Annotated in this window: 5 protein-coding genes; 4 read left to right on the forward strand and 1 reads right to left on the reverse strand. The window is 61.2% G+C overall.

All coding sequences use genetic code 11. The annotated features are described in order from the left end of the window. Nucleotides 1–439 precede the first annotated feature (439 nt). Entirely contained in the window at nucleotides 440–9,835 is a 9,396-nt protein-coding gene (locus tag N8H74_RS20185) for a retention module-containing protein (RefSeq protein ID WP_262149765.1), read from the forward strand. A gap of 220 nt (nucleotides 9,836–10,055) precedes the next feature. Here the strand turns inward: N8H74_RS20185 and N8H74_RS20190 are convergent, their stop codons facing one another. After that, the gene (locus N8H74_RS20190; RefSeq protein WP_217831324.1) at nucleotides 10,056–10,439 is read right to left on the reverse strand and encodes a DUF6124 family protein; all 384 of its coding nucleotides are present in this window, start codon (nucleotides 10,437–10,439) and stop codon (nucleotides 10,056–10,058) included. 539 nt (nucleotides 10,440–10,978) lie between these two features. Here N8H74_RS20190 and N8H74_RS20195 point away from each other — a divergent pair. The 3 genes from N8H74_RS20195 (at nucleotide 10,979) to N8H74_RS20205 (ending at nucleotide 17,527) form a co-directional block, all read left to right on the forward strand. Beyond that, entirely contained in the window at nucleotides 10,979–12,922 is a 1,944-nt protein-coding gene (locus N8H74_RS20195; protein ID WP_262149768.1) for a hypothetical protein, read from the forward strand. Nucleotides 12,923–13,045: 123 nt separating this feature from the next. Next, nucleotides 13,046–14,995 (forward strand): hypothetical protein, encoded by a 1,950-nt coding sequence (locus N8H74_RS20200; protein WP_262149770.1) that lies wholly within the window; start codon nucleotides 13,046–13,048, stop codon nucleotides 14,993–14,995. Nucleotides 14,996–15,286: 291 nt separating this feature from the next. Beyond that, nucleotides 15,287–17,527, forward strand: coding sequence for an autotransporter outer membrane beta-barrel domain-containing protein (locus tag N8H74_RS20205; RefSeq protein ID WP_262149772.1), 2,241 nt, complete (start codon nucleotides 15,287–15,289; stop codon nucleotides 17,525–17,527). The last annotated feature ends 33 nt before the right edge of the window (nucleotides 17,528–17,560 follow it).

A 17,560-nucleotide genomic window follows, 5' to 3' on the forward strand; every position in this document is an offset into this window, starting at 1 on the left:
TAAGAACATCCTGAAGCGTAGCTAAGAAAAAATTTTCATATGGGTTATGCCAAAAAAAACTTATGCGCTTCGCCAAATCCAGCACATTGTTCCACTCGAAAGCCTTTGTTTTATGCGCGCCAGGGAGTGCAGAAAGGCTTGAGGAAAGTTCCACTCACTTTGCGACATACGGGCGAAGTACTGCTAAAGGGGAGGGACGCGTAACGGCTCAGGAGCGACATTTTTTTGTCACTCGGGTGATTCACCACCGTTACGTAGCGCTAGTGGGCATGCGGCATCGATCAGGGATCACAAGTGCTTGTCGGCACTCGGGTTTCCGGCGTGGCGCCACCTGCGAAACGAACTGTCGAGGTGCGAGAGCGTCGCCCCGACAACCCGCTTGAGCCATGGGCTGCTTCGCAAACCAGCGCCGACGGTGGTCGGCAGCGGAGGAATGCACATGGCAACGCTCATCGGGATCGTCACTAAAGTCATCGGTCAGGTTTTCGCACAGGGGGCTGATGGCAATCGGCGTGCCCTGGTCGAAGGCGATCGCTTGTTTGCCGGCGATCAGTTGATCACCGGCGCGGAAGGCGCCGTCGCCGTTCATCTGCAAAATGGCCAGGAGCTGACCCTGGGCCGTGGCAGCAGCCTGACCATGACCGGCCAGTTGCTGGCCAATCACGCGCCGCATGTCGACTCCCCGGAAGCGCTGACCCCGACCGACGCCCAACTGACCGACGTCGAGCAGATCCAGAAAGCCATTGCCGCCGGCGATGACCCGAGCAAATCCGCCGAAGCCACCGCCGCGGGGCCGGATGCACCCTCCGATCCGAATGGCGGCAAGGGCGGCGGCCACAGTTTTGTCTTGCTGGAAGAAGTCGGCGGGCGCGTCGATCCGGTCATCGGTTTCCCCACCGCCGGGTTCGGCGGCATTCCCGAGTTTCCCGAAGAACGGCACAACGCGGTGGTCGACAACGGTGACAACACGCCGATTGCACCACCGGTCAACAACCCGGTCACGATCACCGGCCTGGACGTACAGGGCGGTGAACTGACGGTCAACGAAGCCAACCTGCCGGACGGCTCCGCCGCCAACAGCGGTGCGCTGACCCAGACCGGCACCTTTACCGTCAATGCCCCGGACGGCCTCACCAGCCTGAGCATCGGCGGCATCAACGTCATCGTCGGCGGCGTGCCCATCGGCTTCCCGCAGTCGATCACCACGCAATTGGGCAACACCCTGACCATCACCGGTTATAACCCGGCCACCGGCGTACTCAATTACAGCTACACCCTCAACGGCAGCGAAACCCACGCGGCGGGTGATGGCGCCAATAACCTCAGCGAACACTTCACCGTGATCGCCAACGACAGCAACGGTGACACCGCCACCGGCACGCTGGACGTCAACATCACCGATGACGTGCCCAAAGCCATCGATGACACCAACCCGAACACCGCGTCGGAAACCCTGCTGACCCTGACCGGCAGCGTGCTGCCGAACGACATCCAGGGCGCCGACCGCATCCCCGTCGGCCCCAATAGCGGCCCGGTGGTCGGCGGTACGTTTACCGGCACCTACGGGACGCTGGTACTCAATCCCAACGGCACTTACACCTACACGCTCAATACCAGTGACGCCGACTTCAAGGCGCTGCACGGCGGCGGCAACGGCACCGAGACATTCACCTACACCTTGCGGGATGCCGACGGCGATACCAGCACCGCGAATCTGGTGCTGCAAATCCACAACAACGATGACCCGGTGGTTATCAGCGGGTTGAATGCCGAAGGCGGGGAGCTGACGGTTTTCGAGAAGAATCTGGGCGATGGTAGTGCGCCGGATGCAGCTGCGCTGACCCAGAGCGGCACGTTCACTATCACCGCGCTGGACGGCGTCACCACGCTGACCATCGGCGGCATCGCCGTAGTCACCAATGGCGTCGCGGCAGGCTTCCCGCAATCGGTCACCACACCGCTCGGCAGCACCCTGACGATTACCGGGTTCAACGCCGCTACCGGTGTTGTGAGCTACAGCTACACCCTGGTCGATAACGAAGCGCATCCGACTGCCAACGGCGCCAACACCCTGAGCGAGCAGTTCGGGGTCACCGTGGTCGACGACAACGGCACCACCGCCAATGGCACCCTCGATGTGAACATCGTCGATGACCTGCCAAAAGGCGTGGATGACAGCAACGCCAGCACCGCGTCGGAAACCAATCTGACGCTGACGGGCAACGTGCTGACCAACGACGTGCAGGGCGCTGACCGTGTGCCTACCGGCGAAAATGCCGGCCCGATCACCGCCGGCACTTTCACCGGGACTTACGGCACTTTGGTGCTGAACGCCAACGGCACTTACACCTACACGCTGAACACCAGTGACGCCGATTTCAAAGCCCTACACGGCGGCGGCAATGGCACTGAAACCTTCACCTACACCATCACTGATTCGGACGGCGATACCAGCACCGCCAACCTCGTGCTGCAAATCCATAACAACGACGATCCGGTGGTCATCAGCGGCCTCGACGTGAATGGCGGTGAACTCACTGTCTACGAGAAAAACCTCAGCGATGGCAGCGCGCCGGATGCGGCTGCGCTGACCCAGAGCGGCACGTTCACCATCACTGCTTTGGACGGCGTCACCACGCTGACCATCGGCGGCATTGCCGTGGTTACCAACGGCGTGGCCGCAGGCTTCCCACAATCGGTCACCACACCGCTCGGCAGCACCCTGACCATTACCGGGTTCAATGCTGCAACAGGCGTCGTGAGCTACAGCTACACCCTTGTCGATAACGAAGCCCACCCGACTGCCAACGGCGCCAACACCCTGAGCGAGCAGTTTGGGGTCACCGTGGTCGATGACAACGGCACCACCGCCAACGGCACCCTCGATGTGAACATCGTCGATGACCTGCCAAAAGGTGTGGACGACAGCAACGCTGGCACCGCGTCGGAAACCAATCTGACCTTGACCGGCAACGTGCTGACCAACGACGTGCAGGGCGCTGACCGTGTGCCTACCGGTGAAAATGCCGGGCCGATCACTGCCGGTACGTTCACCGGGACTTACGGCACTTTGGTGCTGAACGCCAACGGCACTTACACCTACACGCTGAACACCAGTGACGCCGATTTCAAAGCCCTACACGGCGGCGGCAATGGCACTGAAACTTTCACCTACACCATCACCGACTCCGACGGTGACACCAGCACTGCGAACCTCGTGCTGCAAATCCATAACAACGACGATCCGGTGGTCATCAGCGGTCTCGACGTGAATGGCGGTGAACTCACTGTCTACGAGAAAAACCTGAGCGACGGCAGCAGCCCCGACGCTCCAGCGCTGACCCAGAGCGGCACGTTCACCATCACTGCACTCGATGGCGTCACCACGCTGACCATCGGCGGCATCGCCGTAGTCACCAATGGCGTGGCCGCAGGCTTCCCGCAATCGGTCACCACGCCACTGGGTAGCACCCTGACCATCACCGGGTTCAATGCGGCCACCGGCGTCGTGAGCTACAGCTACACCCTGGTCGATAACGAAGCCCACCCGACTGCCAACGGCGCCAACACCCTGAGCGAGCAGTTCGGGGTCACCGTGGTCGACGACAACGGCACCACCGCCAATGGCACCCTCGATGTGAACATCGTCGATGACCTGCCAAAAGGCGTGGATGACAGCAACGCCAGCACGGCGTCGGAAACCAATCTGACGCTGACGGGCAACGTGCTGACCAACGATGTCCAGGGCGCCGACCGCGTTCCAACCGGCCCAAGCGCCGGCCCGATCACCGCCGGCACGTTCACCGGGACTTACGGCACGCTGGTACTGAACGCCAACGGCACTTACACCTACACGCTGAACATCAGTGACGCCGATTTCAAAGCCCTACACGGCGGCGGCAATGGCACTGAAACCTTCACCTACACCATCACCGACTCGGACGGCGATACCAGCACCGCCAACCTCGTGCTGCAAATCCATAACAACGACGATCCGGTGGTCATCAGCGGTCTCGACGTCAACGGCGGTGAACTCACTGTCTACGAGAAAAACCTCAGCGATGGCAGCGCGCCGGATGCGGCTGCGCTGACCCAGAGCGGCACGTTCACCATCACTGCTTTGGACGGCGTCACCACGCTGACCATCGGCGGCATTGCCGTGGTTACCAACGGCGTGGCCGCAGGCTTCCCACAATCGGTCACCACACCGCTCGGCAGCACCCTGACCATTACCGGGTTCAATGCTGCAACAGGCGTCGTGAGCTACAGCTACACCCTTGTCGATAACGAAGCCCACCCAACCGCCAACGGCGCCAATACCCTGAGCGAGCAGTTCGGGGTCACCGTGGTCGATGACAACGGCACCACCGCCAACAGCACCCTCGACGTGAACATCGTCGACGACCTGCCAAAAGGCGTCGACGACAGCAATGCCAGCACCGCGTCGGAATCCAATCTGACCCTGACCGGCAATGTCCTCACCAACGATGTGCAGGGCGCCGACCGCGTTCCAACCGGCCCAAGCGCCGGCCCGATCACCGCTGGCACTTTCACCGGGACTTACGGCACGCTGGTGCTGAACGCCAACGGCACTTACACCTACACGCTGAACACCAACGATGCGGACTTCAAAGCCCTGCACGGTGGCGGCAATGGCACGGAAACCTTCACCTACACCATCACCGACTCGGACGGCGACACCAGCACCGCCAACCTCGTCCTGCAGATCCATAACAACGACGATCCGGTCTACCTCAACGGCCTCGACGTCAACGGCGGCGAACTCACCGTCTACGAGAAAAACCTCAGCGACGGCAGCAGCCCCGACGCTCCGGCGCTGACCCAGAGCGGCACCTTCACCGTGACCGCGCTGGACGGTCTGCAAACCCTGACCGTCGGCGGCATTGCCGTGGTTACCAACGGCGTGGCCGCAGGTTTCCCACAATCGGTCACCACGCCGCTGGGCAGCACGCTGACCATCACCGGCTACAACCCGGCGACCGGCGTGGTCAGCTACAGCTACACCCTGGTGGATAACGAAACCCATCCGAACGCCAACGGCGCCAACAGCATCACCGAGAACTTCAACGTCGTCGCCACGGACACCGATGGCAGCACCGCCAGCGGCCAGATCAACGTCAACATCGTTGATGACCTGCCCACCGCGCACCCTGACGCGACGTCGGTGGTGGAGGGCGGCACCGTTAGCGGCAATGTGCTGGACAACGACATCGGCGGCGCCGACGGCCCGGCCGCTGGCGGTGCGGTGGTCGGCGTGCGCGCCGGTTCCGACACCTCGACCTCGGCCATTGGCGGCCTCAATACCAACATCAATGGCACCTACGGCTACCTGACCCTGGACGCCACCGGCAACGCGGTCTATCACAGCAATCCCAACGCGGTGAACGGGCCGGGCGCGGTGGACGTGTTCACCTACACCGTGCGCGATTCCGATGGCGATGAAAGCACCACCACCATCACCATCGACGTCTCCAACAGTTGCCTGGTGGCCAGCAGCGACAACGACGTCACGGTCTACGAAAAAGCCCTCGACCTGAACAAGGATGGCCAGGACCTGGCCGCCGGCACGGTCACCGGCAGCGACCCGACCAGCACTGGCGAAACCGCGTCCGGCACGCTGGTGGGTGCGGTCACCGGCGCGGTCGGCGCGATCACTTATGCGCTGGTCGGCAGCGCCACCGGCAACTACGGGCAGATCCAGCTCAACGCCAACGGCACCTACACCTACACCCTGACATCACCGGCCAGCACCACGCCGCATGCCAACGACGGGGCCAACACCCTGACGGAGACCTTCACCTACCAGGCCACCGACTCGCTGGGCAACGTGGTCAACAGCACCATCGTGGTCAACATCGTCGATGACGTGCCGAAGGCTGTGAATGACAGCAACGTCAACACCGCTTCGGAAACCCAATTGACCCTCAGCGGCAACGTGCTGACCAACGACGTGCAAGGCGCCGACGTGGTCGCGACCGGCCCGAACAGCGGTCCGATCACCCCCGGCACTTTCGTCGGGACTTACGGCACCCTGGTGCTGAACGCCAACGGCACGTACACCTACACGCTGAATACCAACGATGCCGATTTCAAAGCCCTGCACGGCGGTGGCAATGGCACCGAAACCTTCACCTACACCCTCACCGATGCCGATGGCGACACCAGCACCGCCAACCTGGTGCTGAACGTTCACAACAACGACGACCCGGTGGTGCTCAACGGCCTCGATGTTGCTGGCGGCGAGTTGACCGTCTACGAGAAAAACCTCAGCGACGGCACCAGCCCCAATGCGTCGGCGCTGACCCAGAGCGGCACCTTCACCGTGACTGCCCTCGATGGCCTGCAAACCCTCACCGTCGGCGGTATCGCGATCGTCACCAACGGCGTGGCCGCAGGCTTCCCGCAATCGGTGGTTTCACCGCTGGGCAGCACTTTCACCGTCACCGGCTACAACCCGGCGACCGGTGTGGTCAGCTACAGCTACACCCTGGTGGATAACGAAAACCACCCGACCGGCAACGGCGCCAACAGCCTTACCGAGAACTTCAACGTGGTGGCGACCGACACCGATGGCAGCACCGCCAGCGGCCAGATCAACGTCAACATCATCGATGACCTGCCGACCGCCAAGGCGGACACCGGTTCGGTGGTGGAGGGCGGCACGGTCAACATCAGCGTGCTCGGCAATGACATCAGCGGTGCCGACGGCGCGGCCACGGTGGTCGGCGTGCGCGCCGGCAGCAATACCGCGACGTCGGCCAGTGGCGGCCTCAACAGCAATATCAACGGCACCTACGGTTACCTGACCCTGGACGCGGCAGGCAACGCCGTCTACCACAGCAACCCGAACTCGGTGAGCCCGCCGGGCGCCACCGATACCTTCACCTACACCATCCGCGACACCGACGGCGATGAAAGCACCACGACCATCACCATCAACGTCGCCGACAGCAAACTGGTGGCCTCGGTCGATCAGGACGTGACGGTTTACGAAAAAGCCCTCGATCTGACCAAGGATGGCCAGGACCTGGCCGCCGGTACGGTCACCGGCAGCGACCCGAGCAACACCGGGGAAACCGCGACCGGCACCCTGGTCGGTTCGGTCACCGGCGGCAGCGGGGCGATCACCTACACCCTGGTCGGCAGCGCCACCGGTTCTTACGGGCAGATCCAGCTCAACGCCGACGGCACCTACACCTACACCCTGACCTCGGCACCGAAAACCCTGCCGAACGCCAACGACGGGGCGAACACCCTGAGCGAAAGCTTCACCTACAAAGCCACCGATGCGCTGGGCAACAGCACCACCAGCACTATCGTGGTCAACATCGTCGATGACGTGCCCAAGGCTGTGGCGTCGGATCGTTCGGTGGCGGCGGTGGAGATCGATTCCAACGTCCTCATCGTCCTCGACATCTCCGGCAGCATGGCCGACGCCTCCGGCGTGCCGGGCCTGTCGCGGCTGGACCTGGCGAAACAGGCCATCAGCGCCTTGCTCGACAAGTACGACGATCTGGGCGACGTGAAGGTGCAACTGGTGACCTTCAGCAGCAACGCCACCGACCGCACCACGGTGTGGGTCGATGTGGCGACCGCCAAGACCCTGCTCGCCGGCCTCAGCGCCGGGGGCGGCACCAACTACGACGCCGCCGTGGCAACCATGCAGACTGCGTTCAACACCTCGGGCAAACTCACCGGGGCGCAGAACGTCGGCTACTTCTTCTCCGACGGCAAACCCAACGAGGGCGACATTGGTAGCGCCGACGAAGCCGCGCTGAAAAACTTCCTCGATGCCAACAACATCAAGAACTACGCGATCGGCCTCGGCAACGGCGTGAGCAATGCCAACCTCGATCCGCTGGCCTACGACGGCATCAGCCACACCGACACCAACGCGGTGGTGGTCACCGACCTCAACCAGCTCAACTCGGTGCTGTCCGGCACGGTGATGGGCGCGCCGGTCACCGGTTCGTTGCTGGGCGAGGGCGGCACGTTCGGCGCCGATGGCGGGTTTATCAAGTCCATCGTGGTCGACGGCACCACCTACACCTACGATCCGAAGGCCAACGGTGGGCAGGGCGGGCTGACGTTCAGCGGCGGCACCAACCACGGCACCTTCAACACCGTGAACAACACCCTGAGCATCGCTACCAACAACAGCGGCACCCTGGTGATCAACCTCGATACCGGTGACTACAACTACACCTCGCAGAAAACCACGACGGTGGTCATCACCGAAAACATCGGCTTCACCGTCAGCGACAACGACGGCGATCTCGCCAGCTCCACCCTGACCGTGAAAGTGATCCCCAACGCGCCGCCGGTGGCGGTGGACGACCACATCATCACCAACGTGCTGTCGGGCAACATCGTGGTGCCGGGCGAGCTGCTGCTGGCCAACGACACCGACCCCAACGGTGACACCCTCAACGCCACGCCGACGTCCTTCAACACCGGCTGGGTCTCGAAAGCGGCAGACTTCACGGGCACCGGCGCGATCAGCTTCACCGGCACCAATGCCAACACCGCCGCCAACCAGAACCTGGCCAACGTGCGCAACTCGTTTGCTGCCAACGCCGCGACCATGACCGCTGTGCTGGTGGTCAGCGGTTACCTCGGCGCGGTCACCAACACCAATGCCAACGATGAGGACCGCATCACCGTCAACCTGCGCCAGGGCGAGACCCTCAACCTGGATCACAACCTGGCGGCCGGGCACATCACCATGGAGTACTCGATCAACGGCGGCGCGTACACCGCGCTGGCGGACGGGCAAACCCTCACGGCGTCGGCCGACGGGGTCTACCAGATCCACATCACCAACATCACCAACACCACGGGCAGCAACACCAACGCGGCGGAAAACTACCAGTTGACCATGACCCTCAACTACGCCGGCGCCCACGACATCACCCCGGACTACCACGGCACCTACACCGCCAACGACAACCATGGCGGCAGCGACAGCGCCAACGTGACCATCAGCTATCAGGACGGCCACACCCTCACCGGCACCTCGGGGGATGACGTGCTGGTGGCCGGCACGGGCGACAACATCCTCAACGGTGGCGACGGCAATGACGTGCTCACCGCCGGCTCAGGCAACAACGAGCTGCACGGCGGCGCCGGCAACGATCTGCTATACAGCGGGCCGGGCAATGACCTGCTCGATGGCGGCACCGGCATCGACACCGCCAGCTACGCCCACGCCACCGCCGGGGTTACGGTGAACCTGAGCCTGCCCGGTGCGCAAAACACCATCGGCGCCGGTACGGACACCTTGACCGGCATCGAAAACCTCGTCGGCTCGAACTTCAACGACACCCTGACCGGCGACAACAATAACAACGTGATCAATGGAGGCCTGGGCAACGACATCCTCAATGGCGGCGGCGGCGATGACCTGCTGATCGGCGGCATGGGCAACAACACCCTGACCGGCGGGCCGGGGGCCGACACCTTCCAGTGGCTCAAGGGCAACAGTGGCCACGACGTCATCACCGACTTCACCCCCGGCACCGACAAGCTCGACCTGTCGCAACTGCTGCAAGGTGAAAACGGCACGGCGGCGTCGCTGGACGACTACCTGCACTTCACCGTCACCGGCAGCGGCGCGTCGCTGGTCACCAGCATTGACGTCAGCGCCATGGCCGGCGGCTCGACCAACCAGACCATCGACCTGGCCGGCGTCAACCTCGCCAGCCACTACGGCGTCACCCCGGGGGCGGGTGGTGTGATTGCCGGCGGGGCCGACACGGCGACCATCATCAATGGCATGTTGAATGACCATTCGCTGAAGGTGGATACGGTCTGAGGCAGGGCTGAAATGACAAAACCCGCCGCTCCCGGTTACCGGGGGCGGCGGTTTTTTCATGGCTGGCGGCTGGATTTTTGGTGGCTGACAAGTTGCCTTCGCGAGCAAGCCCGCTCCCACATTGGACCGCGTTGCCTCCAGGGGGGGCAGGCATTTCCAGTGTGGGAGTGGGCTTGCCCACGAAGGCGTACTTTCAGTCACCGACGAATCAGGCTACCTGCTACAGCCGCTTGTCCGCCTCGATTTCCAGATTGTCCAGCGCCCGGTTCACCGCCAGTTCACCGATCATCACCAGTTGGGCAATGCCTAGCAGGGTGGTGCGATGGGGCGCGGGCAGCAGGTTGGCGAAGTCATGGGCGATGTGCTTGGCCGAGGCTAGGGTTTCGCTGGCGTTGGCCAGCAGTTCTTCACTGTCGACGTCCGGAGCGATGGCGTACATCGGGCCGGATTTGCGTTTGGGGCCGGGATTGCCGGGCGGGCAGAGGTAATGGTCGAGGGCACGCTCGGCGGCGTCGTGGAGTTTTCGTGAATCGGCGGATTCGTAGGGGGAGGTCGATTCGGTTTCCAGATTTTCTTCGGGTGGGTTGGGTGTTGGTTTGATCATGGCAATCTCCGTGATGGATTGAGGCCGCCACGACTCATCGCTAAACAAGTAAAGGTGGCGGCTGTACGCAGGTTAGCGATCCGGGTCACAGAAACCCCGGGTAGACCCGAAGGTCTCCCACGCACAGCCACCATGACGCAAATGCAGACAGACAAATCTGCAATCGAGAAGGGTGTTGCTTCGGCGTAAGGACGGATCGCTAAACCCGACCGCTGATTCGTCAGCGACCCGGAAACGATAAAACCCGACCTCAAAGCGCACAAGCCGGCGGATTCTGGCGCAGCCGTAGGCAACGACGCAAGGATGTGTAGCCTTCGAGAGTGTCTGCGGATGTTGTTTCAACACGTCCGTTTAATCGCTGTCCGGCTCTGTAAGTCCATCGACCGAAAACCGCCTGATTCCCGACGAGCGGTAGCAATACCTGTAATTTCTGACAGTAGGCAGGTTCGCCATCCGCGCGCTAAATGGAACCAACCGTTCAGGCCGTCCAGTGAGACGGCCTCGACACCCGGTATCTGCATTTTCAGGGACTATGCGAGATGTCAGCGTCCAAACCGCCAGTCGATCAGACAGCAGCAGTAGCCCCGTCGGCCGATCTTGAAGCGCCCAGGGTTCCGGCGGTGCTGGACCCTGACGACCCGGAAGGCCTGTTGCCCATCCGGGCGCTGGGCCAGGATCTGGAAGTGACGTACATGGGCTGGGAGTTCACCCTTCCTCCAGGCCGTATCGATCGGGTCGAGCTGGGGTTCACGTTATTTGGCTCGACGTTCGTTTCGGTCGATCAGCGCGATTATCCGTCCGGGGTTACGGTGCCACTGCCGCAATCGCTCTACGTCCCGCGCGCTTTCCTGAACCAGGGCCTTTATCAGGTCTCGATCCGGGTTTCGCCCAGCCTGCAAAACCCCACGGAGTCCCCCAGGACAAAGATCACCATCGATACCACGATGCCCGATTTTGGCCAGCAGCCCAAAGCGGTGATCTTTCCCGCCGAACTCAATGGCGTGATCACCGAGGCTTACCTGAGCCAGCATGGCCAAGTCGTTGTCGATGTGCCGTTTTATACCGACGCGGTGGCCCGTGACCGGGCGGTGTATTTCTGGACGGACAAGAACCCGCCACCCAGCGGCGAAACCGAGATCCGCGAGCAGGAGTTCAGTCAACAGGACATCATCGATCAACGCCTGCAGATCACCGTGTACGCCGACGAGATCCGCGCCTGGTCATCGGGTGCGCGCTACATGTATTACCGGCTCAGGGACCGCGCCGGCAATACCGGGCCAGTCTCGGAACTGGCAACCATCCGGGTCGATCTGACGCCGGCACCGGGCGCATTTCTGCCACCCAGGGTGGATCTGGATCGGGGGCTGCTCGATCGCCAACAGGCGCGTGACGGTTTGACCGTCGAGATCGATCCCTACGATTTTCCGGACGCCGCGCAAAGTGTCGCGGTCAATTGGGACGGCACGGAACTGGCGGAGATCGCGGTCGATCCGGCGAATTTTCCGCAAAAGGTCACGGTGCCATGGACGGCCATGCATGCGAACGGCGACGGGCCTCTGCGCGCCACCGTGGACTATCGGATTCGTCTCGCGGATGGGAGCTACTCGCCCAAGGCACCGTCGATTTCTGTCGCGGTCGATCTGACCCTTGCCGGTCAGGATCACCCGCTGGCACCGGCGTTGTTGAACGCGACCCTGGCCACGGTGGAGGTGCGCGGTCAGGTTTCCGATCAGGCAAACCGCTTGCTCGGTGTCGATTACGGGCTGCCGGCCAGGGTTCTGTTGACACTGTTCGACGTTCCCGACGCCTATGAACGGATCGATCTGTTCTGGGGGGCATTCACCACACCGGTCGCCGAGTACCACGTTCAGCCGACCGATGTCGCCGGTCAGCCTCTGGTGCTGGAAGTACCGTGGCAATACATCGAACCGGATCTGCAAAACCCCCGGCTGCCGGTCTGGTACACCACCACCAACGGGGTGAACGAGCAGTTGTCGCGGGTGACGGATGTCGAGGTGTCCATGGTGGTCTTCAACGACCTCAAGGAACCGACATTTCCCCATGCCGGCAGGGAAGGCGTGCTGCATTGCTGTTCCGTGCCAAGGTTATGGGAAGGGGTCACGATCCACGTCCGGCCCGATCCACGGTTCGCGGTCAGGGACAGCATCACCCTGCACTGGCAGGGTTGTTACGGGCAAAACGGTTCCAATCCTATCCCCGGTGTCTACAAGGCGTTTTCCAAAGAGCTTGAAGCGGTGGATGTGGTCGAGGGCTTCGACATCGTCGTCGACGACTTTGAAGCGCTGATTGCGCCCATGGTCAATAACGGTTCGGCGCTGGTGCGCTACGAACTGGCGAAGCAGAACGGCAGCATCGGACGTTCACGACCGGACTTCGTGATCATTAACCGAACCATGCCCAGCGGAGAAGTTTGTTCGCCAACCAATGAAGTTGATTGTCCGGATCCTGTCTGGGGCGAATGAGTTGTAAGTTGTAGGTTTAAAGAGATTGGCGATATTCAGGGTCGCAATGGTATTGCGGTTTTGGGTAGTTGCTTGGGTCGTGGAAAGTAATTTCAAGTAACTAATTAGTTTCGGAGAAGAAAAATGTCTGAATTCAAAAGGGTGATCGATGATGATCCAGGACGCGCCGCCGCAAAGGCCGCCCGACTTGCAAAGTTCCAAAGGGTGTCCACTTCCCCGCAACTCCAGAATCTTTTACCCGACGTTGTCGGGGATGAGCCCAATATGTTGCCAAAGGCCTTTCAGGGCGTGGATAACAACGTCCTGATTGAAGAAGTTCTGGAGTTGTCTCCGCCTGTACCCGCAGGCCGGACGATTTATCTGCAACTTTTATGGGACGGTGTGCCTGCCGGAGATGAGATCAGTGCAACGACACCTGTGGACACTACCCAGACACTGGTATTGAAAGGCGCTGATACGAGCGGGGAAGGGCGTCATTCTCTGAGTTACAGGCTCATCTATGCCGGCAACCCTACGAATTACGATCAGCCCGTTTCCATTTTTATCGACAAGGAACCCCCCAACAAGAATGTGGCAGGTGCCAAGATGGAACTGCCAACGGAATACGCGGATGGGCGTATCACCAAAGAGCGACTGGATGCCGATCCCGATATCGTGTTGACCATTCCTCGGCACAGTGATCGAAGAGTGGATGATGTCATTGAGGTCTATTACGGGAAAAGTGTGCCGGGCAGACTGATCGGAACCTACACGGCGCCGGACAATTCAAACTCGCCCATGACGGTGACCTTGACCAAGGCTCAGGTCGAGGCCGGCAGCGAAGGCGAGCAGATTCTGTATTACAAGATGATCGATCGGACAGGTAACGAGGGGCCGGTTTCGCACGAGTTGGATGTCGTTGTCGAACTGACTGCCGCCCCCGCCAACCTGAAAGATCTGAAAGTGGATGAAGCGCCTGATCCTGACCGGCTGATTGATATCAAGGACGCCATTCCGGACGTGCTGGCGCAGGTCGACGCCTATGACAATATCAACCCTTCGGATCGAATCCAGTTGACCTGGGATGGCATCGTCCAGCCGGAAAAACGAGCATCCGATGGCGCGCCGTGGCTTTTTGATGTCCCGTTTGCCGATGTGAAACGCAATGGCCTGGGACCCCGGGCGGTTACCGTGAGTTACCTGGTGAGGCGCGGTAATCAGGAGTACCCGGGACCGACATTTGCCCCTGTCAATGTCGATCTCCGGCGCGCTGGCCCGGGACCGGATGATCCCGATGATCCGGAAACCGGCAACCCGAAACTGGCACCGGTGACCACTCAGGCCAAGAACACCACTGATCCCAACAAGTTCGAGTTGGTAGACGTCAATGAGGACGGTACGGCAGCCACCACAGTTTCGGATGACCGTGCTACGGGGGATGTCTACCAGTTGTACTGGAACAAAGTGCTGGTGCCCGCTCCGGGCGGCGTATACACGGTTACCGGTAACGAAGCGGACGGGGATCCGATTGAATTCACAATTCCCTGGGCCTTGATTCGCGACCAGGGCAATAACGCTGCGCTTCCGGTCCACTACGAAATCACCAACCCTGGCCTGCCGCCAGGGAACTCCAATAACTCCCTGCGTCAGCCGGTCGATGTTCACGTTATTGCGGTCACCCTCCCGGAAGTGAAAGTCAACTTTGTGCAGACTATCGGGGGCACCGAATACTTGAATTGCTCGTCCCTGAGAAATATTTCCAACGTTGGTTGGGCAGCCGTGGTCGGTGTCAAAGGCGGGGCGCCTCTGGAAGATGCCATGACCCTGAAATTCAAGTGGACCGGTAATGCTTTTGACGATACAGGCCCTGTACCAGTGCCGGATTATGAGTTCACCAAAACATTGAGCGGTGGCGAACATCTCAATGGCACGACGGTTTATTTGCCACACGACGCAGCATTGAAACCTATCCGGGATGGTAACGGAACAATCAGTTATGAAGTGACTGTCGGCGGACGTGATGAAACTTCAAATGCACATACGGTCGAGGTAGTTGTCCGCGATGGGCAAGGCAATGATTGTCCGCTGCCATGATGAGTGAATAAGCCGAAATGAAAAAAGGAAGATGTTTATCTTCCTTTTTTCTATCGATCCCGATTGTGTATTCAGTCCTTTGGAAATGTAGGACCTTCGTTGAGGTGGTGTCTGGCTGACATTTAATGAGGACTTTTCTCGTCGGCGTTAGGACTTGTCCTACATAGATAAGTGAAGTGGAGCAATAGACTGCGCGCCTCGCCTCGAGGGGCAATCAATTTACGGTCTTATGGAGTTACTGTCATGAAGCGTTGTTTGCCTGTCGTATCTATGGCGTATCCCGCACGAATGATGAACCTTGTGCTTTTTTTTCCCATCTTTCTTTTGAGCCCGCTGGCTCAGGCGTTGACCACGGTGAATCCGGGGCAGACCCTGAACATCGATGCTTCCACTTCTCCTGATAATTACCTGGTCAATGGCGGAGTTCTGAATACCAATGCCGCGCAGACGTTCGAAGTGTTCGTTCAATCGGGCGCTACGCTCAATGCTGTCGGCGGTACGTTTGCCGGCCGCAACGGTAACAGCGGCATCAACGCAATCAACGGCGATATCACCGTGGACGGCGCAACAGTGACCGGCAGTGGCGCGGCGCTTTCGGTGGTCCGTCAGGGACCGACGACCACCGGTTCCACGGCTGTCGTCGGCAACAGTACGATCACTGGCGGTACGTCCGGTGCGTTGATCACCGGGTTGAGTTCGCTGGTGCTCAACAGTGGCACTGTCACTGGCACTCAGGCCAGCAGCACCGGTATCCAGTTTTTTGGCGGCGATGTGCGTGCCAATGGCACCACCATCAGCGGCGGTGAAAACGGTGCGCGGATTGCGGCTGATGGAGCGGGCCTCGGCGACACTCGCCTGAGCCTGAATGGCGCGACCCTGCAAGGCCGGGCCGGGTCGGCCATTCTGATCGAGGACGCCGTGGAGGCGAGCATCGAGGTACTCAACAACTCAACTCTGCTCGCCGGCAACAACCTCCTGCTCGACGTGCAAGGGGCCTCCACCGCTGCCATGACCGTCAACAACAGCACTCTGCAAGGCAACATCAACCTCGCCGGCAACAGCACCGGCAATCTCACCTTCGATCAGGGCCGGATGACCGGTGATGTGCTGGTCGAAGACGGGTCGACCGCCAACGTGACCCTGAACAACGGTTCGCAGTTCACCGGTCGTCTCGACAAGGTCAACGGTGTCACCGTCAACAGCGGTTCGCTCTGGACCCTCACCGCCAGTGACAGCGTGGGCACCCTGGCCATGAACGGCGGGACGGTGCGCTTCGGGGCGCAGAACGCGCCGGACACTTTCTACCAGTTGAACGTCGGCACGCTGGCGGGTTCGCACGACGGTTCCAGCACGCTGGAGATGAAGGGCAATTTCGCCACGGGCCAGCATGACTTTCTCAATGTCACGGGTGTGGCTTCCGGGCAATTCGGTTTGCTGGTGGCGGCATCGGGGCTGGATGCGGTGAATCCGCAGGAGCTGACGCTGGTTCACACCGCCGCCGGGGATGCGCAGTTTGCCTTGCGCGGCGGCCGCGTCGATCTCGGTGCCTGGTCCTACGACCTGGCCCAGCGCGCCGACGGAACGGGCGGTACTGACTGGTATCTCGATCCGACCACTCAAACCATCAGCCCGGGCGCCCGGGCGGTACTTGCCCTCGCTGGCACACCGATCACCGTGATCATGGGCGAAGACGCTTCGTGGCGCAGTCGCATGGGCGAGTTGCGTTTCAATGGTGGGCTGGCGGGGGCGTGGATCCGTACCTTTGGCAACCAGTACAACGTCGCCGCCGGTTCCGGTACGGCGTATCAGCAGAACCAGCGAGGGTTTTCCCTCGGGGCCGATGCCCGCGTCGGTGAGAGCAACGTGCTGGTGGGGTTGATGGGTGGTTTCAGCGAATCCGACCTGAACCTCGAGCACGGCACTTCCGGTACGGTCAAGAGCTACTCCTTCGGGCCATACGTGACCTGGGTGGAACCGGACAGCGGCTACTACGCCGACGGCGTGCTGAAGTTCAACCGCTTTCGCAACGAAGCCAAGGTCAGCCTGAGCGACGGCACCCGTACCAAAGGTGACTACGACAACTGGGGCGTCAGTGCGTCGGCGGAGTTCGGCCGGCACGTCAAACTGGACAATGACTATTACGTCGAACCGTTTGCCAAGGTGCTGCTCGCGCAGATCCAGGGCAAGCGCTTCAGCCTCGACAACGATATGCAGGCCGATGGCGATCGTGCCCGTTCGCTGCTGGGCAAGGTCGGGGCCACGGTCGGACGCAACTTCGAGCTGGGGGATGGCGCTATCGCCCAGCCGTATCTGCGAGCCGCCCTGGCCCACGAGTTCGCCAACAACAACGAGGTGAAGGTCAACAACAACACCTTCAACAACGACCTGTCGGGCAGCCGCATGGAGTTGGGCGCCGGTGTGGCGGTGGCCATGTCCGAGAAGTGGCAGGTGCATGTCGACCTCGACTACAGCAACGGCGAGCACATCGAACAGCCGTGGGGTGGCAACGTCGGTCTGCGCTACGCCTTCTGATCATTGCCGAACCGGAAACTGAAAAGCGGGGGG

This window comes from Pseudomonas sp. B2M1-30, from assembly GCF_025447575.1.
GTDB lineage: Bacteria > Pseudomonadota > Gammaproteobacteria > Pseudomonadales > Pseudomonadaceae > Aquipseudomonas > Aquipseudomonas botevensis.

Bases quoted from the DNA above. Each gene is read 5' to 3' on its own strand.
- N8H74_RS20185 (WP_262149765.1), top strand. From the start codon at position 440: ATGGCAACGCTCATCGGGATCGTCACTAAAGTCATCGGTCAGGTTTTC.
- N8H74_RS20190 (WP_217831324.1), bottom strand. From the start codon at position 10,439: ATGATCAAACCAACACCCAACCCACCCGAAGAAAATCTGGAAACCGAA.
- N8H74_RS20200 (WP_262149770.1), top strand. From the start codon at position 13,046: ATGTCTGAATTCAAAAGGGTGATCGATGATGATCCAGGACGCGCCGCC.
- N8H74_RS20205 (WP_262149772.1), top strand. From the start codon at position 15,287: ATGAACCTTGTGCTTTTTTTTCCCATCTTTCTTTTGAGCCCGCTGGCT.
- N8H74_RS20195 (WP_262149768.1), top strand. From the start codon at position 10,979: ATGTCAGCGTCCAAACCGCCAGTCGATCAGACAGCAGCAGTAGCCCCG.